Consider the following 20,828-nt stretch of genomic DNA (forward strand, 5'->3'; position numbering starts at 1 on the left):
TCTAGCCGGAACGAATATCTTTATTTAAGGGTATCCATTTTTTCTGTAACAAAAAGGAAGGGGGCTATGATGAAAATACATAATACGATTGTCGCTCTGGCACTGGGAGTTAGTCTTGTATTTCCCATAGGAACATCTGCACAGAGCATGAGCAATGAAATAACTACGCCGATTACCATCTTGGAAGACGGGGTACCGAAGAAGCTGAAGATGCGAGGAGCAGATCGATTCGAGATCAAGTGGAACTACAATGCAGGGCAAGGATATTTCTCTGAAGTTGTTGATGAAGCGACAGGTATGATGTATTTGCTTTCGGCAGACGGTGTGCTCCATGCACTGAATCCGAGTGGACAGGTCAAGTGGCACAGTGATCTGGGGCTTGACTGGGCTAATCACCTTAAGCTAGGCAAGGACGGATTGTTGTACGCACAAAATCATAACTTGTACGATTTTAAAGATGGCGAACCTGCTTGGATTCTTGCCGTAGACAAAGCTGGGAAGGAACGCTGGACAATGGAGCTACCGCATATGTACAGCTACGGTTCGACTTTTGATGTGTCAGCCGACGGTATTATGTTCGTGCTAACGGATAGAGGGGTTACGGCAATTGATCAGGATGCAAGACTGATCTGGGCCAACGATCAAGCGGTCACCTATAAATACGATTACTACCTCTCACATGATGTGGTACGGTTGACATGGATCGAATCCATTCAAACATTGCTAGTGGAGAAGACAGACAACAAACTGGTTGCTCTCAGCCCAAGTGGGAAAATCAAGTGGCAGCGGGAAAACGTGCAGCCGGGGAGAAGATATGTTTCAGACGATGGCATGGTGTACATCGTAGGAGAAAAAGGTCTGTCACTTCTCCATGCTTCCGACGGCAAAGATCGTGCTGAAGCCCCAGTAGATAAAGAGACACTCAATAAAGCAGGAATCCCGCATGATGGAGCGGGGAATTTTTACATCGAATATGATGAACTTACGATTGGGAAGGTAGATCGCACGGGCAAGAAAATTTGGAGCTACAGTCGTCCGGAGGGGCAAACGGGAGTAATAGGATTGGGTCTCATTTCTGATCGTCAAGGGAATGTTATCTTTACAGATACAGGCGGAAGTGTTTTCTCGCTAGATCCAAATGGTAAGGAACGCTTTATTGTGTTACGTAATGACGAGGGGCTTGTTTTTACGCGCATTTGGGCAGGTCCTGATGGGGTATTGTATGCGAGTGCGGATGGAGTGGGCTTGTTGGCGATCTCACCGAAGGGCAAGGCGCACAGAGGAACAAATACAAAATAAGTCACTCTTCTTTAACTGGATGGAAGGGCAACTCGTTCACAACAGGCGCATGATTATCGCCCATTGGCCTCACCGTCAACTCATATACTTTCTTGTTTTTGATATCGTGGACCCTCGTAAAATATCGATTCATCCCGTAACGAAATGATGGCATGTCAGCCTTCAAATCTTCTAAAGGAATGTTATATTTTTGATGGATGTAAGTAATCGCATCTTGGTTCGTTTGTATCCTGCCTGATATCGTTCCGAAGAACTCCGTACATCCTCCTACAACAACAGGAATGGACATGATCAGGAGGGCATAGCTTACTACTCGTTTGGCCATAATTGCACTTCACTCCCTTCCTCTCATGTAGCGATTCATCGATCGTGTATAGTAAAATAATACAAAAAAGGGGACGGAAGGTGTAAGCGATGTGCCGAAACATCAAAACCTTGTTCAACTTCGACCCACCCGCGACAGAAGATGAGATTCAAGCAGCAGCCTTGCAATTCGTGCGAAAGCTCTCGGGCTTCAACACATAATGAAGAGGCTTTTCACCGTGCAGTCCAAGAGGTCTCCGTTGTTGCAAAAAATCTCCTGGATTCGCTCGTGACAAATGCAGAGCCACGCAATCGAGAAGTTGAAATCGAGCGTGCTCGTGCGAGAAACGCTAAACGGTTTGGCACGACAGGGCAGTGAGACCATAAAGACAAGCAGTCTATTCTAGGGGCAGTCCATTTGGGAACTGCCCATTTTTCTTAACTGTTTCGGGACTTCCCTGATTAATTTTGGATGACAGTTGCTATGTATCAGAAATTTCAGCATCTTATCATCGCCGTATGAGATGATTTATCATTTCGCTACTATGTTTCTCTCCTGCAAATTATATTATCGTAGAAGGCAAAGGGGAGAGGATCATCATGGAAAAGGTGAACGTCGCACAACATTTATCACGCTTGCAAGATTCCTGGGGCTCTCTGGTTGTCGGAGAGATGAATGATACGTCTATTAAACTAGAGAAGCTGCAAGGTGAGTATCCTTGGCAACAAAACGACCAGAAAGATGAACTGCTGTTTGTCGTCAAAGGCAGACTGCTGCTGATGCATCACGAGCGTAATATATGGGTGGAAGCCGGAGAGTTTATCGTTGTGCCAAAGGGAGTTTCCTACAAGCTGTTTATCCCGAATGGCGATTGTCATCTACTGGCGATTGAACCGAAAAAATTCGCTGCTCTCAAGCGCTGCTCCTAGGACGATCAACATAGAAAATCAAGCGTTATTCGTTCGCGGATAGCGATGATATAGAGCTGTCAATCGACCGGTCACTTTCGTTGGCTGGACAATTGGCGGCTTTTTTGCTATTACTATATGTTCAAAAAGACGACTTTTTGAGCTTCTATTCATAGAAAAAAGTGTTGACTTATGTGCAATTTGTTATGTAATAAATACTGATAGCTCCAACTCTTTTCGAGGTGATGAATGTTGGACGACGGCATATATGTATTGATCAAAAAGGGAGACCCCGAACAGCTTCAAAAGCGTCAGTTTCTACATAAGGAAGAGTGTACGATTGGGAGACGGGGCAATCAATTACAACCAGACATTGCTTTTTCCAGTCCGTATATATCCAGAAGGCATGCAGTGATACGGAAAATCAATAACCAATATACGATTTCTGATTTGCAAAGCAAGCATGGGACAGAAGTGAACGGAATGCCGATACAGCAAGCACCGCATTTTCTTTATCATGGTGATCATATTACGCTGGCAAAAGGCGTGGTAGAAATGATATTTTTCGCAGAGGGCAGCGAGATGGATGTGACGCGGGAGTTCTCGTTCCCTTTGACGAATCCAAAAGAAGCTACCTCCACTTCCGGCTTGGTCATCAATCTGGAACGCAGAGAAATACGTCTCGATGGCGCAAGAATTCATTTGACCGGAAAAGATATGGACTTGCTCATGCTTTTGTACCAACGTGCGAATCAGGCGGTCAGCTATGAGGAAATCATGGTGCTCGTCTGGCCAGAGCGGTTGCTGAATGCAAAGAGCAGCGTTCCCGATGTTGGACGAGCCGAGATCAACGCTCTCGTTTATCGCTTGCGTAAGCGTCTGGGCAGATATGGCGAGAATGTCACCACGATTCCGCGCTTTGGTTACATGTGGGAAGAATAGTAGACAGTACGACAGACACAGGATGAATCTCCTGTGTTTTTTTGCATTTGATGTAACTATCTGACACTTATCATCGTACTATGAGAATAGTCTCATCTTGTCATCATCTTTTTTCCATATATTATGGTATCCGACTGTAATATCGTGTGATAGGGAAGGTGAATGACTAGTGAAAAAGACATGGATAGTATTTTGGACGGTTTTTGTCGTTGTTCTTTTAGGATTTTTTTATCTTTTCTGGGACTTTTGGAAGGACACCACACAGTCGGAAGGCGAGAGGGCAAAGGCAGCATTCACCGCGTATACGACAAAGTGGGGAGAACAGAAATTCTCGGACATGTACGAGCAGCTTTCTTTACATACAAAAAAGACCATCAGCAAAGAAGAATTCGTTTCCCGTTACCAAAACATTTACGGTGGAATCGAGGCCAAAGCGATTGCGATCGAGCCGATGTACAATGGCGACGTCAGGCCTGGTGAGAATGGGCAGATCAACTTTCATTACCGGCTGACGATGGAAACTTTCGTCGAACCAATTTCCTTTACAGGGAAAGCAACGCTTGTCAAAGAAACGCAGAACGACTTGGAGGACTGGTACATTCATTGGAATCCTTCTTTTATTTTTCCGGAAATGAAAGAAGGGGACAAAGTAAGAGCCAATACGGTGTATCCCAGACGAGGTGAAATCACGGATCGGGCAGGGCGTCCATTGGCAACAGAGCGTGTCGTGGTAGATATCGGGATAAATCCGGGAGAATGGAACCAGACGTCACAGACCGGGAAAATGGCGGTCAGCAAGCTTTTGCAAATTCCGTTGGATGACCTCACCTCGAAGGTCCAAGCTACGTCAAGCAAGTCGGCCAAGTTTATCCGGATCGCTACGCTGCCGCAGGACGATGCACGCATTGAAGAATTAGAAAAAACAGAAGGTCTCAAATTGCACAAAAAGAAAGTCCGCTACTATCCCTATCAGGACGCGACGGCCCATCTGGTTGGCTATGTAGGAGCAATCAATCAGGAAGAGTACGAGAAGCGAAAGGATCAGGGCTATAAAACGTCCGATGTGATTGGAAAATCAGGACTGGAACAGATTTTTGAGGAGAAGCTAAGAGGGAGTGCAGGTGGGCGTATCGTCATCACGGATGCAGATGGAACGGAAAAAAAGACCGTGGCGGAACGCTTCGCCAAGCATGGACAGCCACTGGCCTTAACCATAGATGCTGAAGTACAGCGGACGATTTACCAGGAGCTGAAAAACGGAGCAGGCACGGCTGCGGCCATCTCACCGATGACTGGGGAAATACTGGCCCTTGTTAATTCTCCGTCCTTTGATCCGAATGCGTTTGTGCTTGGGATGTCGGCTACTGAGTGGAAGCAACTGAATGAAAACCCGCAAAAGCCGCTTCTCAATCGATTTGCGCGTGGGTTTGCGCCGGGCTCCACCTTCAAGCCGATTACGGCGACGATTGGACTTGCGTCAGGAGCCATTACCCCTGCGGACAGTATCCACATCCGCGGACTGCATTGGCAAAAGGATGCGTCCTGGGGTGGATACGAAGTAACGCGGGTCAGCGATTACGGGGGACCTGTTAATTTGGAAAAAGCATTGGTGTACTCCGACAATATTTATTTCGCGAAAGCAGCGCTCTCCATAGGAAAGGAGCAATTCGCAAAAAAGAGCGAGTTGTTTGGATTCCATGAAGCTCTCCCGATTCCATATCCACTGGACAAGTCGAAGCTGTATAACAACGGTTTTCAAAACGAGATTCAATTGGCAGACTCCGGTTACGGTCAGGGCGAGGTAACGATGACGCCGCTTCACCTCGCGTTGGTGTACAGCGCTTTTGCAAATGACGGGAATATCGTTTATCCATCACTGTTGCAGGAAGACAAAAAAGACGGGTATTGGAAGGCGAGTGTCATACCTGCCGATGTGACGAGCACGGTGAAGCAGCATTTGATACAGGTTATGGAAGACCCGCGCGGCACCGGGCGAGGAGCACGCGTGCCTGGTATTCGCATGGCGGGCAAGACTGGAACAGCTGAGCTGAAACAGAAAAAGGGCGAGCTCGGGTTGGAAAACGGATGGTACGCCGTTTTCAATGTAGATGATCCGCGTTTGCTGGTTACCATGATGATAGAAGATGTCCGTGGTCGGGGTGGCAGTCATGTACTCGATGCACGTATCAAACGGATTTTCACGAAGGTACTGAAAGAGTAGGGAGAGCAAGTATGAAGGAAGAAAAAAACGACCGTGTGAAACGACTGCAAATCGTCTATATCGTCGTGTTTCTGATGTTTGTGGTAATCATTTTGAGATTAGCGCAAATCCAAATTCAGCAAGGGAGCATTTATGCAAATGAGCTGGCAGACAGATCGTATAAAAAAGATTATATTGCCGCTATGCGAGGAAACATTTATGACCGCAACGGATATGTCATTGCCGAAAGTCGGCCTTCTCACCTCGCTGTCTTCCGTGAACAAGAGGTCATGGAGAAGAAAGCGTACTTTGACCTGGTGGAAAAGCTGGAGAAAATACTGAGCGTCGACAAGGCTACGCTGTTAAAAAAGATGGATGTCGGCTATGCCTACGAGAAAGGCAAGTATGTGGAAGCGGCGCGACAATTGCCGCGCTATTTGGAGAAAGAGCTGAAGGTGGATTTGACGAATAAAGAAATCGCGGTACTGGGTGAGCAGCGTGGCGATCTGCCGGGGATTGAGGTGGTGACAAAACCGATCAGAAAATACGATCCCAAACAAATCGCTGTACAGGCGGTCGGGTATGTCCGGCCCTTTCACATTGCTGAAAATGTGAAGCTCGCCTCCTACAAGGATGAGAGTTCACAGTATTTGCCGAACCAGTTGGTCGGACTCGATGGCATTGAGCTGTCTTACGAAAAAGAGCTTCGCGGGAGTAACGGTTACCGGATGTATGAGGTGGCGGCAGATCAGACGGTTGTGAAGCAAGTGGAGGAAGTTCCATCTATTCCGGGTAATCATGTGTATCTCACCATTGATCAGCGGGTACAGCTAGGTATCCGGGATTCAATCCGAGAGTTTCTTCCGAAGATGCGTGCAACCATTCCCGAAGCGAGGAGAGCAAAGGGAGCATACGCCGTGGCAATCGAGGTTAAGACAGGCAAGGTCGTCGCGATGGTCAGCTATCCTGAATACGATCCAAACGTGTGGATTGAGGGACCGGATCAAAAAATGTATGACGAGATCAAGCTGGCCGTGACGAATGGGACGATTCGGGAAGCGCCATATGATACAAGGCCATTAACGGGCGAGGCGGCCATCCAGGAGGGCTACAAGCATCCGGGTTCAATTGTGCCATCAGGGTCTGTCCTCAAGCCGATAACGGTATTGCTCGGTTTGCAGGAAGGCATCATCTCTCCCTTCGATCGTTGGAATGATGGAGGTGTGTATCACTATGGACGTGGTACGGATCGGATTAAGAACGACAATTCCAAAGCGCATGGCATGATTACTCCTGCGATCTCCCTGCAAAAGTCATCGAATACCTACATGGCGAGAATCGGGGAGGAGCTGTCCCGTCGAAAAGGAAAAGAATCAGCGTCCGTGCTGCAATCGTACTATCACGCATTCGGATTAGGGGTTCAGACTGGTGTGGATTTGCCGAATGAAAACAAAGGCAAAGAAGACTATTTGGTGATGGATGAAAACTATGGGCCATTAGCCGCGATGGTGCAGGCTTCCTTCGGGCAGCAAGTTCGGGCAACGACGATGCAATTGGCACAGTATGCAGCGACACTTGCAAATAAAGGTGTACGTTTGCAGCCGCAGATGGTAGATAAGATCACAGACGCAAAAGGAAAACTGGTCAAAACGCACACGCCAAAAACCATGAGTACCTTTCCTCACCCAGATAAATATTGGGATATATTGGAGCAAGGCATGGTGATGGTGACAAAACCAGGGGGAACAGCAGTCCGAGCGTATGAGGGGATGCCGTTTCAGGTAGCTGCAAAAACGGGTACATCTGAGCAAGATATTTATGTACCTGTGACAGTGACAGATGAGAAAACAGGACAGAAAAAGACAAGGTGGAAAATGCACGCCCGCATTACGAACGGTGTCAGCATTTCGTATGCGCCTGTCAACGATCCTGTTCTGGCAGTAGCCGTAATCGTTCCTGAGGGTGGTTATGGGGGTAGATCGGCTGCGATCATTTCACGTTCCGTATACGATGTGTATAACAAGCATATCGGATTGAAATAGAAGCTGTTCGAAGTGGTTCTGTCGAGAATCTACTTCGGGCAGCTTTCTTTCATTTACCATGGCCCTCCCATCCCCTCAAATAATGCGTCAGATAGCGTAAACAAGCTATAATAGAAGGAATAGGAGAGGGGGAAACAGCGTTGATTGCAAATGAAGCCTATCGACAGTTAAAACAGATGATCTACTCCCTCGGCACGGTCAGTCTTGAGACTTGCCATCACAATGAACCACTGATCCTCTCGCCTGCTGATTCTCATCGAATCGGGTTTGTAAAAAATAGTAAAGGAACAATGGAAGAGAACGGGAAGAGACAGCTGGTTGAGGCAGGAGAGGTCCTTTTTATCAAGCCAAAGACGAGCATTTCTATGTGGACGGAACAAGACAAAGAGCTGGAAGTCTTTGTTATTTCGTTCTCCTATTGGATCGAACAAAATGAAACAGGGAAAGAGAGAGTATTTGTTCCGGGCGGAGAAAATTTTCCTCTGGAAGGGATTTTCCGAGTACGCAGTCATTCGCAGGTCTTGCATTTAATGGAGGAGCTACATAAAAGCTATGCGTCCGATGAGGAGAGAGAGCAATTTCGGCAGAGGCTGATATTCGAGCGCATTCTGTACATTCTGGTGAAAGATTTTTCTTCGATTGAGAGCAGCGAAAATACGATGGCTAGCATCGAGGAAACGATTTTGTATGTTGACCAGCACTATATGCTCAATCTCACGCTGGAGATGTTGGCAGGAAAGGCGAATGTCAGTCCCAGCTATTATTCACGTATGTTTAAAACGTTAAAGGGTGTGAGCTTTTCCGATTACATGACAAGCCTTCGGATCAATCGGGCAAAGGTGCTGCTCCGATTGTCGGGGAGTCGATTGCGTGAGGTAGCTCAAAGCGTAGGCTATAACGATGAGTTTTACTTCAGCAAGATGTTTAAAAAAGTGGTTGGCTTATCACCGTCGGAATACGTCAAGACGCATATGAGACAAGATAATTCATGAAATCGAGCAAGATTCTTCATGGTATGGTGTAGTGGCTATCGATATAATCTCTATTGAAAATGATTTTCAATTTCGATAGAGTTTTATTTTGGCAGGAGGTTTTCTCATCATGAGAGCAAGACTGTTGTTACCCGGATTTCTTCTTATTTTTATACTATCTGTCTTTTTGAGTGGTTGCGGTACAGCGACACAAAATGCACAGGGAACAGCGCCAGCAGCTGCTACCCAAACAGAACCTACACCAGCTGCTTCAAGTGAAAAGCGAGTGATCAAGCATGAGCTGGGGGAAACGGAAATCGTTGGCAAGCCTGCGCGTATTGTCGTGATGGACTTTTCCTTTGCAGATGCTTTGGCGACATTGGGTGTAGCTCCTGTAGGAATCTCTGATGACAATGATGCGAATCTGATCATTCCTGAGGTGAAAGAAAAAGTAGGAACTTATACATCGCTCGGTTCTCGTTACGAACCAAACATGGAGCTGATCAGTTCCCTTGCTCCTGATCTCATCATTGCAGATTTGAACAAGCACAAGGCTGTGTACGACAAATTGAAGCAAATTGCACCGACCATTGTACTGAATGACCACCATGCGAACTACGAGCATATGCTAGCCAATTACGCCGTAATCGCTGATGCAGTAGGCATGAAAGAAGAAGGCAAAAAACGCCTGGACGAGCATCAAGCGAAAATGGAAGCCATCAAAGCGAAGCTGCCAAAAACCGATGCTAAGCTGAAGGTTCTGCCGGCAGTAGTGAACCCGACCGGATTTTTCGCTCACTCCAATGCTTCCTATGCTGGCTCATTGATGGAATACCTCGGATTGGAGGATGCGGCAAAGAGTGAAGAGGCGTATCCAAAAACTAATCTGGAACAGCTGGTTGCCCTCAATCCAGACGTACTGTTTTTGATGAAAACAGGTGACAAGACGATTGTGGATGAATGGAAGACGAACCCACTTTGGCAAAACATCAATGCTGTAAAAAATGGCAAGGTGTTTGAAGTAGCTCGCAATAAATGGGCGCTGTCTCGAGGCTTGATCGGATCGGAGTTAAGTTCGGAGGAAGCAGTAACGCTTCTTTCCGGCAAATAAAGGGAAGTTTTCGGGATGGGTGTCGTAGCTGACATCGATCCCGTCGTTTTTGCGGGAGGAGGCAGTACATATGCAGGGAGCTTCAAAGGCGGGCATTGTTTTTGCAGCAGGAATGCTCCTGCTCATTTTCGGCTTAGTCGTTAGTATCTCGGTTGGTTGGACAGACATGGGAGTGGTGAGTGGCGTAAAATCCCTTTTTGCCCCCTCTACATCACAGGAGCACTTGATTGTGACGACGCTCAGGCTTCCAAGAGCGCTATTGGCGGTAATCATTGGGGCCGGTCTCGGTGTGGCTGGTGCGATTATGCAAGCAATGACAGGCAATCCGCTCGCTTCGCCACAGACATTTGGGGTTAACGCAGGTGCATCGATGGCTGTTGTTGCTGCCTTGGTACTCTTGCCCCATCTCCCGGTGCCATTTTTAGCGCCACTCGCTTTTGGCGGGGCTGTCATAGGTGGCTTTGCGGTGTACTATCTAGGTGCGGCTGGGGGGATGACTCCAGTTAAGCTGGCTTTGGCTGGCACAGCCGTCCATCTGTTTCTCGCTTCGATTACAGAGGCATTTATCCTGTTTCACCAGCACTCTACCGATCAAGTCCTGTTTTGGCTTGCGGGGTCATTGGATGGAGCAGATTGGACGGATGTGAACCGTGTGCTGCCATGGTCGATCGGTGGGCTCGTGGCAGCCTTTTTTATGGCTCGCTCCATCGGGATTATGCGTATGGGTGAGGATGTGGCCAAAAATCTTGGACAACATGTAATCCGGGTACGGACGATCTGTGGAATCATTGTCGTCGTACTAGCAGGCTCGGCTGTTGCCGTTGCTGGTCCGATCGGCTTTATCGGATTGATGGTGCCACATTTGACACGGCTTGTGCTAGGAAGAGAGAGTCAGCTATACCTCCCGATTACAGCGCTGCTCGGCGCATTGCTGCTGGTCTATGCGGATGTTCTTGCCAGATTTATCGCGTATCCGTATGAGTCGCCAGTAGGCATCGTGACCGCTTTTCTGGGCGCTCCCTTTTTCCTCTACTTAGTGGGTAAGGAGAGGAGAGCATCATGACACGCAGACAAAGTATTGCACCTGCCTTCCTTCTGTTGCTCATCGTCACTGCCATTATCAGCATCGGAACTGGGGCGGTGTCCATATCGCCGCGTGAGGTAGTCGAGTCGCTTTTCGGGACGGGACCAAAAAATCATAGCTTTATTATTGGGCAGTATCGTTTGCCGCGTATTGTCCTCGCCATGCTGGCTGGAGCGGGATTGGCGGTATCCGGGGCTATTTTACAAGGAATGATTCGCAATCCGTTGGCCTCTCCCGACGTAATCGGCATCACTAAAGGGGCGGGACTCGCCTCTGCCATCGTCATTTTTCTTTTTCCCAAATCTCCGGCGTATTTGCTGCCGTTGGCGGCATTTGGGGGTGCGGCAGTTGTCGCTGCTATTTTGTATGTATATACCGCGCGAAAACGCGTCCAGCCTGCTACTCTAGCGCTGGTAGGGATCGCCATCGGGGTTATTTGTCAGGCGGGCATCCAATATCTGATGGTCAAAAATCCAGGGGATGTCAATGCGGCACTGCTCTGGATGGCAGGCAGCTTGTGGGGGCGGGGATGGGAACACGTATGGGCGGTGCTCCCGTGGATACTCGTCTTTCTTCCGATTGCTTACTCATTGGCGTACCGACTTGACGTATTGTCTCTCGGAGATGATGTAGCAGAAGGGTTGGGCGAGGATGTGACGAGACTTCGTGTTGTACTTTTGGTAACCTCTGTCGCACTTGCAGGAGCATGTGTGGCGGTTGTCGGTTCCATTGGGTTCGTCGGTCTGCTCTCACCGCATATCGCTCGTCGATTAGTAGGTGGGAAGCACGCACTTCTTCTCCCGGTCGCTGCTCTGCTCGGTGCTACGCTCATGGTCGCAGCTGATGGGCTAGGCAGATGGCTTTTGCCTCCGATGGAGGTTCCCGTGGGCATCGTGACAGCTGTCATTGGGGCGCCGTATTTCTTGTATTTGATCGGACGAGAGAAAAGAAGAGGAGTATAAAAGAAGGGACCGAATCTTGCAAAAGGACTTGCGAGATTCGGTCTTTTTTGTGTGGTGGCGTTTTTATTTCGGATCTGCTTTTTGCAAAAAGCGGCGGGTAACCTGCACGTATTCATCTGTCTCTTCCAGATAGCCGACATGCGAGCTGTTTTCAAAGACATGGAGCTCGGCGTTTGGCACCAGAGACTGATAATAACCTGTCGATTCAGGTGTCGCTTCATCATAACGGCCACAAACGAACAGGGAAGGGATGGTGATTTGATGCAGCTTGGGTGTGTAGTCGAATGTTTTCAGATTCCCTGTCGGGCAAAACTCAGACGGTCCCCACATCGTCATGTACACTTCTTTGTTCGCTTTTGGGCGGCTTTCTGTCATGACGGATGGCATTGGATCAAGGCGGCACACATGGCGCTTGTAGTATTCCTTCATGGCATCCTGGTACTCTTGTGAATCAGTTGTGCCCTGCTCCTCGTGTGTGGCGATGGTTTGTTGCACATCTACTGGCAATTGCTCGATTAAACGATCTGCGTCCTGTTTCCAACGCTCTGCGCTCAAGCATGGGCTGGAGAAGATGATGCTCTGTACCCCGTCCGGCTTGGCATCCACCAAATAAGCGGCTGCAAGCATCGTGCCCCACGAGTGCCCCAGAATGTGAACCTCTTTTAAGCCAAGGGCTTGTCTGATGCAAGCCAGCTCTTCCACAAAGCGCTCGGTTTTCCAAAGAGTCAGATCAGTCGGGCGGTCGGAATTACCTGACCCGAGCTGATCGTAGAAAATGACGGGTCTGTCGTTGCCTAAGACATGAAGCGTTGATTTGAGCGGGTCATGCGTATTGCCAGGTCCTCCGTGAAGGACGATCAGAGGCGTTCTCTCCCCTTCGCCGACACGACTGTACCATACTCTTCCGCCAGGAACGTCAATATAGTCTTCTTGCTTACTCATCGATAATGCCTCCACTTCAGGTTCAGACTGATTTCTCTTCCTTTCAATATAGCATATGGAATTGTTTTTACACTTTTTTAGAATTGAGTTAGAGCGTGTTTAGACCCTCTATTTATCATCACTGATATACCAGCACATCGGAAATGCGGCATACGTAAACACTTGGGTAATTAGTACCAAGTGTTTATTCTGTTTACCATAAATCGACAAACTTAGGTAAAATAAATGGCAGATGTCGAATATTGTATGAGTAATGCGAGCTAAGGGAGACACAGATCATGGAGAGAAAAATCAAAATCCTCGGAACAGGGAAATACTTGCCCACTCGGCGAGTGTCAGCGGCAGAACTAGAAGAAAAGCTGGGACTTGCGCCTGGATGGGTAGAGAAAAAGTCCGGGGTAAGCGTCAGGCATTTTGTGACGAACGAAACGGCAGCACAGATGGGAGCTATCGCTGCTAGGCGTGCTTTGGAAGCGGCGGGACTTTCCCTTCACGATATCGATTGTATCGTATGTGCAAGCGGGACGGCGCAGCAGGAAATCCCATGCACGGCTGCTTTGATTCAAGAAGAGCTTCAAATAAGCAAATCAGGTATTCCTTGCTTTGATATAAATGCGACATGCCTAAGCTTTGTCACTGCGCTGGATGTGATGTCTTGCCAAATGGCGGTTGGTATTTACGAGCGAGTTTTGATCATTTCATCAGAAATATCCTCCGCAGGTTTGAATTGGGAGCAAAAAGAGAGCTGCGTGCTGTTCGGAGATGGTGCTGCGGCTGTTGTCATCGGCAGGACGCCAGAAACAGAAAGCTCCCGCATCTTGGGTTCAAGCATGAAAACATACAGTGAAGGCGCGCATTATTCCGAAATAAGGGGTGGCGGCACGCTGATTCACCCGAGCCAATTTGCACAAGGAAGAGAAGCAGACTTTGCATTTGATATGGACGGACGGAAAATTTTTCGCCTGACCTCGCAGTTGATTACCGGATTTGTGGATCGTTTGCTGTCCTCAGCCTCCGTAACCAAGGAGCAAATCCGTACAGTTATTCCTCATCAGGCCAGTGGGATGGCGATGCGGATCATGGCAGGCAAGCTCGGGTTTAGCGACCAGCAAATGGTGAACATTCTGGCGGATCATGGTAATGTCATCGCAGCTTCGATCCCGATGGCGTTGCATGAAGCGATTGGGCAGAATCGAGTACAGCGGGGCGATCACCTGATGCTGCTGGGCACATCGGCTGGCTTGTCTCTCGGAGGAATTGTGCTTGAATACTAAACAATCAGTCTTGCTGACAGGAGGACGAGCTCCAGCTACGTTAGAACTGGCTCGTTTGCTGGGTTCTGCGGGACATCGAGTCATTGTAGCGGAGAGTGCGCGGCGACATTTATGTCAGCACTCTCGTTATGTTGAGCGGTCCTACCAAGTGCCTCCTCCCCGACAAGAGCCCGATGCTTATATCGAAAAGCTGTGCGAAATCATGCAGCATGAGTGCATTGATCTTTTGATCCCGACTTGCGAGGAGATCTTCTACGTATCGCGCGGGCGGGATCAATTGCTTGACTATGGTGAAGTGCTGGTAGAAGGAAGCGAGGTACTGCGTTCGTTGCACGACAAATGGCTTTTTGCCGAAAAGGCGCGTGAGGCGGGAGCACTGGTTCCACAGACGGTTCGGGTACAATCTTCGGCTCAATTGCGGGAGGCCATGCTGCAAGCAAGCGGACCTGTGGTGCTGAAGCCCGTCTATTCTCGCTTCGCAGCTCATGTACAAATCGTGGCAGACCCGTCATCTGCGGCAGGGCAGTCCACGCTGCCCGAACCGACAGCTAGGCAACCATGGCTAGTTCAACAGTTTATAAAAGGGAAACAGGTGTGCAGCTACGCGGTTGCTCAGAATGGACAGCTCACCTTGTACGCCGATTACGAAACAACACATACAGCAGGGCAGGGTGCCTCAATTTACTTCGCCTATTCAGATCATCCACAGGTAAGAGATTTTGTTAGTCGCTTCGTGCAACGAAATACGTTTAGCGGACAAATCGCATTTGATTTCATTCAGAATGAGCAGGGAGAGCTATATGTGATTGAGTGCAATCCACGCCTGACAAGCGGTGTGCATTTGTTTACAGGACAGCAAGAGGCTGCTACTGCCTATTTTTCTGATCGTGGAAAAACCGTTGTTCCTGCTGGAAAACAAGCTTGCATGCTAGGGATGGCGATGCTGACATACGGCCTTCTTGGCGTGACGAATGGAAAGAAGGTAAAGCGTTGGGGGAGCGACCTCCTTTCTGCAAGGGATGTTCTGTTTAGGCGGGATGATCCAAGGCCTTTTTTTGATCAGTTCTCCATGCTGGCAGATTTGGCTTGGCAGAGCTTTCGAACGGGAAAGAGCATGATCGCTTGCAGTACGAGCGATATCGAGTGGAACGGAGAAGAGGCATAAGGAAGTGAGGAAGAAATGAACAAGCGAGTTCTAGTAACAGGGGCGACAGGGTTTCTCGGACAGAAGCTGGCTACACGACTGAATGAAATGGGCTATGAGGTAACAGCGCAAGGCCGAGACGAGCGAATCGGGAAGCTATTGCAGGAGCGAGGCATTCGATTCCTTCGGGCAGACCTAAGAGACAGAGAAGCCATGGTGAAGGCTTGCCGCGGTCAGGATATCGTGCATCACGCGGGAGCTTTTTCCTCCCCATGGGGAACGTACCGTGACATGTATGAGACGAATGTGACAGGAACCATTCATGTCATCGAGGGCTGCAAGCAGCACGACATCCAGCGTCTGGTCCATGTATCGACGCCGAGCATTTACTTTGCTTTTGAAGACAAGCTGGGAATCCGCGAAGATGAGCCGATGCCCGTACGGTTTGCCAATACTTACGCACAGACCAAATACCAGGCGGAGCTGGAGGTCGACAAGGCGTTTCTTGGAGGACTTCCGACGATTACGATTCGTCCTCGGGCCTTGTTTGGCCCTGGGGACAATGCAATCCTTCCCAGATTGATCCGCGCCAATGAAAAGAAATTCGTTCCGCTGATCGACGGAGGCAAGGCGATCATTGATTTGACGTATGTGGAAAATGTCGTGGATGCGCTGATCTTGTGCATGGATTCTCCAGCGCACACATTGGGACAGGCTTACAACATTACAAATGGGGAGCCAGTGACGATGATCGAGGTGTTGTCAGATGTGTTCCGACGCTTGGGGGTTCCGCTGAAAACGCGCGAGCTGCCATATTGGAAGGCGTATGCGGCAGCTTGGGTGCTGGAGACACTCTCCAAGACCGTTTTGGGCTATCGCGAGCCGGTTTTGACGCGTTACTCGGTCGGTGTGCTCGCCAAATCACAAACATTGGATATCTCAAAGGCGAAGCGCGATCTGGGCTATGAACCGCGGGTGAGCATTGCCGAGGGCATCGAGACGTTTACAGAATGGTGGAGGACGCATGATGGACGTTAAACTGACGCTGATGGACACGGGCTACTGCCAGCAGCTCGAAATGTTTTCACGAAAAGGCGGCCGGATGAAAAACATCCCGTTTCACGCCATCGCAGGGCTTATCGAGCATCCCGTCCACGGCTTGCTGCTCTTTGATACGGGCTATTCGCAGCGCTTTTTTGAAGCTACGAGCAAGCTTCCTTATTCACTGTACGGCAAAATAACGCCCGTAGTCTCAGAGGCACATGAGAGTATTTCTGAGCAACTCGCGGCACGCGGAATCAAAACGACAGACATAGCGGGTATTCTCATTTCCCATTTTCATGCGGATCATATTGGCGGTTTGCGAGATTTTCCGCATGCGCGACTATACTGCTTCGAGAGTGCCTACAACCACGTCAAGGGAAAGACGGGGTGGGCGGCACTGCGGGAGGCGTACTTGCCTGATTTGATGCCGCACGATTTCGATGAACGGGTGACTTTCATTGATCGAGGAGGGCTGGTGGCATTGCCTGAAGCTTACGCGCCATACACCGAAGGCTACGATTTGTTTGCGGATCAGAGTCTGTACATCGTCGATCTGAACGGACATGCAATCGGGCAGTTTGGTGTGTTCCTTTGCGATCGGGATCATGGAGACGTATTTTTGTGCGCGGATGCCGCTTGGTCGAGTGAAGCCTACCGCGGCAACCTGTTGCCTCATCCGTTTGCTATGTTGGTCATGGCGGATCGACAGGCGTATCGCGAGCATTTGCACAAGCTGCATGTGCTATCCCGCCAGCGTCCCGATATGAAAATCATGCCGACTCACTGCGGGGAAGTCTGGCAGGCCAGCAGAGGAGAGTTCACATGGAGATCATGACGCTCTTGAAGCAGTATGTAAAAACGAAGTGGCTTGCCCGTCGGTTTTCTTCGCGTGAACAGCTGGTGAAATGGCAAGAAGCCCAGGTCAGAGTGATGTTGTCACGCATTTTGCCAGCTTCTCCTTTTTACCGAAAGAGATTGGGAACGCCAGAACAATGGAGACAAATGGAGCCGATTGATAAAAAGTGCATGATGGGCCATTTTAACGAGCTGAATACGTGCGGAATCAAGAAGGAAGAAGCCTTTACGATTGCACTGAAAGCAGAAACGACACGCGATTTTACTCCCCAATTAAATGGCGTGACCGTAGGCTTGTCTTCCGGGACATCTGGCAATCGCGGGCTTTTCCTCGTGGGACCGCAGGAGCAGGCGAAATGGGCAGGAGTGATTTTGGCGAAAGCACTGCCTGGTCAGCTATGGTCGACACATCGGATTGCTTTTTTCTTGCGAGCGAATAGCAACCTGTATACGGCGGTCAACAGGCGTCGCATTCAATTCTCGTTCTTCGATCTGCAAATACCGCTCGATCAGCACCTTGATCACTTGAATCAGTATCAGCCAACGGTGGTGGTTGCGCCAGCCTCGATGTTGAGAATGCTCGCGACTGCACAGCGTCAAGGGAAATTGCGGATATCTCCGATCAAGGTGATCTCGGTGGCGGAAGTGCTGGACCCGTTGGATCAAACGTACATCGCAGAAGTGTTCGGGCAGATCGTGCATCAAATTTATCAATGCACAGAAGGGCTGCTTGCGGTGAGCTGCTCACACGGGACGTTGCATGTCAATGAAGACCTCGTGGTGGTGGAAAAGGAATACCTCGATGAGCAAAAGGAGCGATTCTTTCCGATCATCACAGACTTTTCCCGGACGACGCAGCCGATTATCCGTTATCGATTGAACGACATTTTGACGGAAAAGCGTTCGCCATGTCCGTGCGGCTCGGTGTTTATGGCGTTGGAATCGATTGAGGGCAGGGCAGATGATCTGTTTGTTTTTCGTCATGAACACGAAGCAAGATGGATATCGGTCTTTCCTGATTTCATCCGTCGTGCTGTCATTACCTCGTCTGATTCGATTGAAGAGTATACGGTACGGCAGCTAAGCTACGAGCAAGTTGAGGTAGCACTTCTCATGAAAAATGGGGAAGGACCGTCCATGCGAGAGCAGGAGCGAGTACGCCAAAGTCTTGAGCGGGTCATTGCCGATCAGCAAGGAGAATTGCCTGCGATTGTGTTTGCACCGTACAAGTTGAATCTCGGTACAAAAAAATTGCGGCGGGTAGAGAGGATGTTTGTTCCAGGTGAGCAGGCAATGGATTGAATGGTATGAAGGGAGTGCGGCGGGGCAAATCCCTTGGGAACAGGCACAGGATGCCGACTACGTCAAAAGCTACTTGCTGCCCATGATGACGGAAGAGCCATCCCGCTATGTGCAAAATGTACAGACGCAGATGCATGCACTCCGTTTAGGCGATCGGATCATGCCCGTAACGGTGAACGATACCGAGTACGATAATTCGTATGTCAGTTCGGTGTTTACCCACTACGTGACGTACGCGAAGGAAGAGCTAAGCATGCTCGATTCAGGGGTGTTGAGGCGGGTATTGTCGATCGTACTTACAGGCCTTGGGCGCTGGATGAAAAAAAGCCAATGCAACCAAATGGTCATCGTCAACAACTGGCTGTTATCAACGAATCTGTATCATGATGTGAGTGCAGATGAAGTAAAGGATATCACGGAAAACTGCATCCAAAAGTTCTCCGGCCATATCATCGCGTTTCGATCTGTTTGTCGCAGGCTGTATCCGGATTTCCACAAGGGGCTCGTCGAGAAGGGCTATCTCATGGTTCCCAGCCGCTATGTCTACCTTTTTCACCCCGATTGGCCAGCCCAGGGCAGGTGGCGGGTCCGCAATACGCTCAATCGCGATCGAAAAATGCTTGCGAAATCCGGCTATCGCATCCTGCGTCATGAGGAGCTGGGAGAACAGCATGCCGAGCGAATTGTTGCTTTATACAACGCGCTATATCTGGATAAATACTCCCAGCATAATCCGCAGTTTTCGGTGGAGTTCGTCCGATTGGCGATGCAAAAGAGAACATTGACCCTCATCGGCTTGGAAAAAGACGGACGGCTGGACGGCATTCTTGGCTATTTCGAACGAAATGGTGTGATGACGACACCGCTATTCGGCTATGATACGACGCTCCCCAAAGAGACCGGGCTGTATCGGATGCTGTCGTGCCTCTTGGTACTAGAAGCAGAGAGCAAGGGCATCCTGCTCCATCAAAGTGCGGGCGTAGGCGCATTCAAAGCGGACAGGGGAGCCGAGGGGGAACCAGAATATACAGCGGTGTATGTCAAACATTTGCCGTTCTATCGTCAAGCAGTTTGGAAGGTGCTCGCTATCTTGCTGAACCGAATCGGGGTCAAGATGGTAGAGAAGTATCAACTGTAAACCAATAATACACTTCGACCCTCATCGAACTAACCGTCAGGTACACTACATGTAAGAGGAAACAAGTAGCTTGCCTGAAACGGGGGAACAACGCCATGAATCGAATTTTGTTCGGCATACTTGTCGTCGTGACGACATCATTGATGGGCTCGTCTTTTGCGGTAGGAAAGATTGGATTGGCCTATTTTTCACCATTGCTGCTGGTAGGACTGCGTTTTACGTTGGCAGGACTGATCATGGGTGCGTGGGTATGGAAAAAACCGCTCCCGAAGTCGGCGGGTGACTGGGGGAAGCTGTGTGTGATCGGATTTTTGCAGACGGCCGCCGTCATGGGATGTATCTTTTTGAGTCTGCGTACAATCACAGCGGGTGAATCCTCGATCCTGACGTTTATGAATCCACTGCTCGTGGTCATATGGGGAACGGTGTTTCTAGGGATATCCTATCGGCTGACGCAATGGATGGGGGTTCTGATTGGACTGGTTGGGGTGTTCATCACGCTTGGCTTCCATCTGCAATGGGAGACGGGAACGCTGTTTGGTATCGGGTCCGCCCTTGCGTGGTCTATGGCTACGATTCTCGTCAAAAAGTGGGGAGTCCGCTTCAATGTGTGGGTGATGACAGCCTATCAGATGCTGTTCGGAGGAATTCTTCTCCTGGTGATGGGGTTCACGCTGGAAACGCCTAAGCTGATTGTGACACCGACCGCTGTATTCATCGTCTTCTGGCTCGCGATCATGGCTTCCATTGTGCAGTTTGCGACGTGGTTTTACTTGCTGAATCACGGAGATCCGGGCAGGACGAGTGCTTTTTTATTCCTCGCTCCGTTCTTCGGTGTTTTGTCGGGGTGGGTGTTGCTGGGTGAGGTAGTGCAATCGCATGTGTATGTGGGAGGATTGTTGATTTTCGCAGGGATTTTTTTGGTGAATTGGACGTTTGCTCCACGACGCCAAGTAAGTGAAAAAGCACAGCTGGCAGAGTAGCTAGCTGTGCTTTTTTACATCAACTTACCAATGACTGGAATGTAATTCCGAACTGTAGTAAAATTTGGACAAGTACATAGACTCGGCTCTCAAGGGTGGTCGGCTCATCTCCCATGTCGGAAACGAAGGGAGGTGGGAACGTGGCAATTACTCACGAAACACTTACACTAATGCTCCAGTTTGGCGGCTTTATTGTCGGACTGCTGGGCCTAGTCGTAACAATCGTTGTTGCCCTGACTAAAAAGAAATGACCGCCCTTGAGACTGGTAACCAAGGCGGTCATTCTTGACTAATCTAAATTTTTGCTGAGCCGATCCCCTTGC

General features: G+C 49.3%; 19 protein-coding genes and 1 pseudogene. 18 read left to right on the top strand and 2 right to left on the bottom strand.

Annotated elements, in window-relative coordinates:
- Positions 1–66 precede the first annotated feature (66 nt).
- Entirely contained in the window at positions 67–1,299 is a 1,233-nt protein-coding gene (locus C7R94_RS19960) for an outer membrane protein assembly factor BamB family protein (protein ID WP_106783986.1), read from the top strand.
- 1 nt (position 1,300) lies between these two features.
- On the opposite strand, the gene C7R94_RS19965 is transcribed toward C7R94_RS19960, so the two are convergent.
- Positions 1,301–1,624, bottom strand: a complete 324-nt coding sequence (locus tag C7R94_RS19965; protein ID WP_106783988.1) for a hypothetical protein — start codon at positions 1,622–1,624, stop codon at positions 1,301–1,303.
- Positions 1,625–1,713: 89 nt separating this feature from the next.
- Here C7R94_RS19965 and C7R94_RS19970 point away from each other — a divergent pair.
- The 9 genes and pseudogenes from C7R94_RS19970 to C7R94_RS20010 all read left to right on the top strand — a co-directional run bounded on the left by C7R94_RS19970 (position 1,714) and on the right by C7R94_RS20010 (position 11,823).
- A pseudogene (locus C7R94_RS19970) lies at positions 1,714–1,981 on the top strand (DUF2277 domain-containing protein).
- A gap of 221 nt (positions 1,982–2,202) precedes the next feature.
- Positions 2,203–2,532 carry a cupin domain-containing protein gene (locus tag C7R94_RS19975; RefSeq protein WP_106783990.1) on the top strand — a complete coding sequence of 110 codons (330 nt, stop codon included), beginning with the start codon at positions 2,203–2,205 and terminating at the stop codon, positions 2,530–2,532.
- 228 nt (positions 2,533–2,760) lie between these two features.
- Positions 2,761–3,453: an FHA domain-containing protein gene (locus C7R94_RS19980; protein WP_106783992.1), complete on the top strand. Its 693-nt coding sequence runs from the start codon at positions 2,761–2,763 to the stop codon at positions 3,451–3,453.
- Between the two features lie 169 nt (positions 3,454–3,622).
- The gene (locus C7R94_RS19985) at positions 3,623–5,674 is read left to right on the top strand and encodes a penicillin-binding transpeptidase domain-containing protein (RefSeq protein WP_106783995.1); all 2,052 of its coding nucleotides are present in this window, start codon (positions 3,623–3,625) and stop codon (positions 5,672–5,674) included.
- An 11-nt stretch (positions 5,675–5,685) separates the two neighbouring features.
- Positions 5,686–7,695, top strand: a complete 2,010-nt coding sequence (locus C7R94_RS19990) for a peptidoglycan D,D-transpeptidase FtsI family protein (protein WP_106783997.1) — start codon at positions 5,686–5,688, stop codon at positions 7,693–7,695.
- 140 nt (positions 7,696–7,835) lie between these two features.
- The gene (locus C7R94_RS19995; protein WP_106783999.1) at positions 7,836–8,687 is read left to right on the top strand and encodes an AraC family transcriptional regulator; all 852 of its coding nucleotides are present in this window, start codon (positions 7,836–7,838) and stop codon (positions 8,685–8,687) included.
- A gap of 109 nt (positions 8,688–8,796) precedes the next feature.
- Entirely contained in the window at positions 8,797–9,777 is a 981-nt protein-coding gene (locus C7R94_RS20000; protein ID WP_106784001.1) for an ABC transporter substrate-binding protein, read from the top strand.
- A gap of 70 nt (positions 9,778–9,847) precedes the next feature.
- On the top strand, positions 9,848–10,840 hold the full coding sequence (locus tag C7R94_RS20005; protein WP_106784003.1) for a FecCD family ABC transporter permease: 993 nt from the start codon (positions 9,848–9,850) through the stop codon (positions 10,838–10,840).
- Entirely contained in the window at positions 10,837–11,823 is a 987-nt protein-coding gene (locus C7R94_RS20010; RefSeq protein ID WP_106784006.1) for a FecCD family ABC transporter permease, read from the top strand. Before C7R94_RS20005 ends, C7R94_RS20010 begins: the two co-directional genes overlap by 4 nt.
- 63 nt (positions 11,824–11,886) lie before the next feature.
- Here the strand turns inward: C7R94_RS20010 and C7R94_RS20015 are convergent, their stop codons facing one another.
- Positions 11,887–12,765 carry a proline iminopeptidase-family hydrolase gene (locus C7R94_RS20015; protein WP_106784008.1) on the bottom strand — a complete coding sequence of 293 codons (879 nt, stop codon included), beginning with the start codon at positions 12,763–12,765 and terminating at the stop codon, positions 11,887–11,889.
- Between the two features lie 278 nt (positions 12,766–13,043).
- Between C7R94_RS20015 and C7R94_RS20020 the strand changes: the two genes are divergently transcribed.
- From C7R94_RS20020 to C7R94_RS30720, 8 genes are all read left to right on the top strand, one after another.
- Entirely contained in the window at positions 13,044–14,039 is a 996-nt protein-coding gene (locus C7R94_RS20020; protein ID WP_106784011.1) for a beta-ketoacyl-ACP synthase III, read from the top strand.
- Positions 14,029–15,204: an ATP-grasp domain-containing protein gene (locus tag C7R94_RS20025; protein WP_106784013.1), complete on the top strand. Its 1,176-nt coding sequence runs from the start codon at positions 14,029–14,031 to the stop codon at positions 15,202–15,204. Before C7R94_RS20020 ends, C7R94_RS20025 begins: the two co-directional genes overlap by 11 nt.
- Before the next feature lie 15 nt (positions 15,205–15,219).
- The gene (locus C7R94_RS20030; protein ID WP_106784016.1) at positions 15,220–16,221 is read left to right on the top strand and encodes an NAD-dependent epimerase/dehydratase family protein; all 1,002 of its coding nucleotides are present in this window, start codon (positions 15,220–15,222) and stop codon (positions 16,219–16,221) included.
- Positions 16,208–17,062, top strand: coding sequence for an MBL fold metallo-hydrolase (locus C7R94_RS20035; RefSeq protein ID WP_233220618.1), 855 nt, complete (start codon positions 16,208–16,210; stop codon positions 17,060–17,062). The genes C7R94_RS20030 and C7R94_RS20035 overlap by 14 nt, the downstream gene beginning before the upstream one ends.
- Positions 17,050–18,384 carry a F390 synthetase-related protein gene (locus C7R94_RS20040; protein WP_106784020.1) on the top strand — a complete coding sequence of 445 codons (1,335 nt, stop codon included), beginning with the start codon at positions 17,050–17,052 and terminating at the stop codon, positions 18,382–18,384. Before C7R94_RS20035 ends, C7R94_RS20040 begins: the two co-directional genes overlap by 13 nt.
- Positions 18,365–19,522, top strand: a complete 1,158-nt coding sequence (locus C7R94_RS20045; protein ID WP_199197947.1) for a GNAT family N-acetyltransferase — start codon at positions 18,365–18,367, stop codon at positions 19,520–19,522. Before C7R94_RS20040 ends, C7R94_RS20045 begins: the two co-directional genes overlap by 20 nt.
- Before the next feature lie 95 nt (positions 19,523–19,617).
- Entirely contained in the window at positions 19,618–20,505 is an 888-nt protein-coding gene (locus tag C7R94_RS20050; protein WP_106784022.1) for a DMT family transporter, read from the top strand.
- 140 nt (positions 20,506–20,645) lie between these two features.
- Positions 20,646–20,756, top strand: coding sequence for a putative holin-like toxin (locus tag C7R94_RS30720; RefSeq protein WP_255577108.1), 111 nt, complete (start codon positions 20,646–20,648; stop codon positions 20,754–20,756).
- Positions 20,757–20,828: the final 72 nt, after the last annotated feature.

It is taken from the genome of Brevibacillus sp. NRRL NRS-603 (assembly GCF_003013445.1).
GTDB lineage: Bacteria > Bacillota > Bacilli > Brevibacillales > Brevibacillaceae > Brevibacillus > Brevibacillus formosus.

What these genes read in the sequence shown, in the direction of transcription:
- C7R94_RS19960 (WP_106783986.1), top strand. Translation starts at nt 67, where the DNA reads ATGATGAAAATACATAATACGATTGTCGCTCTGGCACTGGGAGTTAGT.
- C7R94_RS19965 (WP_106783988.1), bottom strand. Translation starts at nt 1,624, where the DNA reads ATGGCCAAACGAGTAGTAAGCTATGCCCTCCTGATCATGTCCATTCCT.
- C7R94_RS19975 (WP_106783990.1), top strand. Translation starts at nt 2,203, where the DNA reads ATGGAAAAGGTGAACGTCGCACAACATTTATCACGCTTGCAAGATTCC.
- C7R94_RS19980 (WP_106783992.1), top strand. Translation starts at nt 2,761, where the DNA reads ATGTTGGACGACGGCATATATGTATTGATCAAAAAGGGAGACCCCGAA.
- C7R94_RS19990 (WP_106783997.1), top strand. Translation starts at nt 5,686, where the DNA reads ATGAAGGAAGAAAAAAACGACCGTGTGAAACGACTGCAAATCGTCTAT.
- C7R94_RS20000 (WP_106784001.1), top strand. Translation starts at nt 8,797, where the DNA reads ATGAGAGCAAGACTGTTGTTACCCGGATTTCTTCTTATTTTTATACTA.
- C7R94_RS20005 (WP_106784003.1), top strand. Translation starts at nt 9,848, where the DNA reads ATGCAGGGAGCTTCAAAGGCGGGCATTGTTTTTGCAGCAGGAATGCTC.
- C7R94_RS20010 (WP_106784006.1), top strand. Translation starts at nt 10,837, where the DNA reads ATGACACGCAGACAAAGTATTGCACCTGCCTTCCTTCTGTTGCTCATC.
- C7R94_RS20015 (WP_106784008.1), bottom strand. Translation starts at nt 12,765, where the DNA reads ATGAGTAAGCAAGAAGACTATATTGACGTTCCTGGCGGAAGAGTATGG.
- C7R94_RS20020 (WP_106784011.1), top strand. Translation starts at nt 13,044, where the DNA reads ATGGAGAGAAAAATCAAAATCCTCGGAACAGGGAAATACTTGCCCACT.
- C7R94_RS20030 (WP_106784016.1), top strand. Translation starts at nt 15,220, where the DNA reads ATGAACAAGCGAGTTCTAGTAACAGGGGCGACAGGGTTTCTCGGACAG.
- C7R94_RS20035 (WP_233220618.1), top strand. Translation starts at nt 16,208, where the DNA reads ATGATGGACGTTAAACTGACGCTGATGGACACGGGCTACTGCCAGCAG.
- C7R94_RS20040 (WP_106784020.1), top strand. Translation starts at nt 17,050, where the DNA reads ATGGAGATCATGACGCTCTTGAAGCAGTATGTAAAAACGAAGTGGCTT.
- C7R94_RS20050 (WP_106784022.1), top strand. Translation starts at nt 19,618, where the DNA reads ATGAATCGAATTTTGTTCGGCATACTTGTCGTCGTGACGACATCATTG.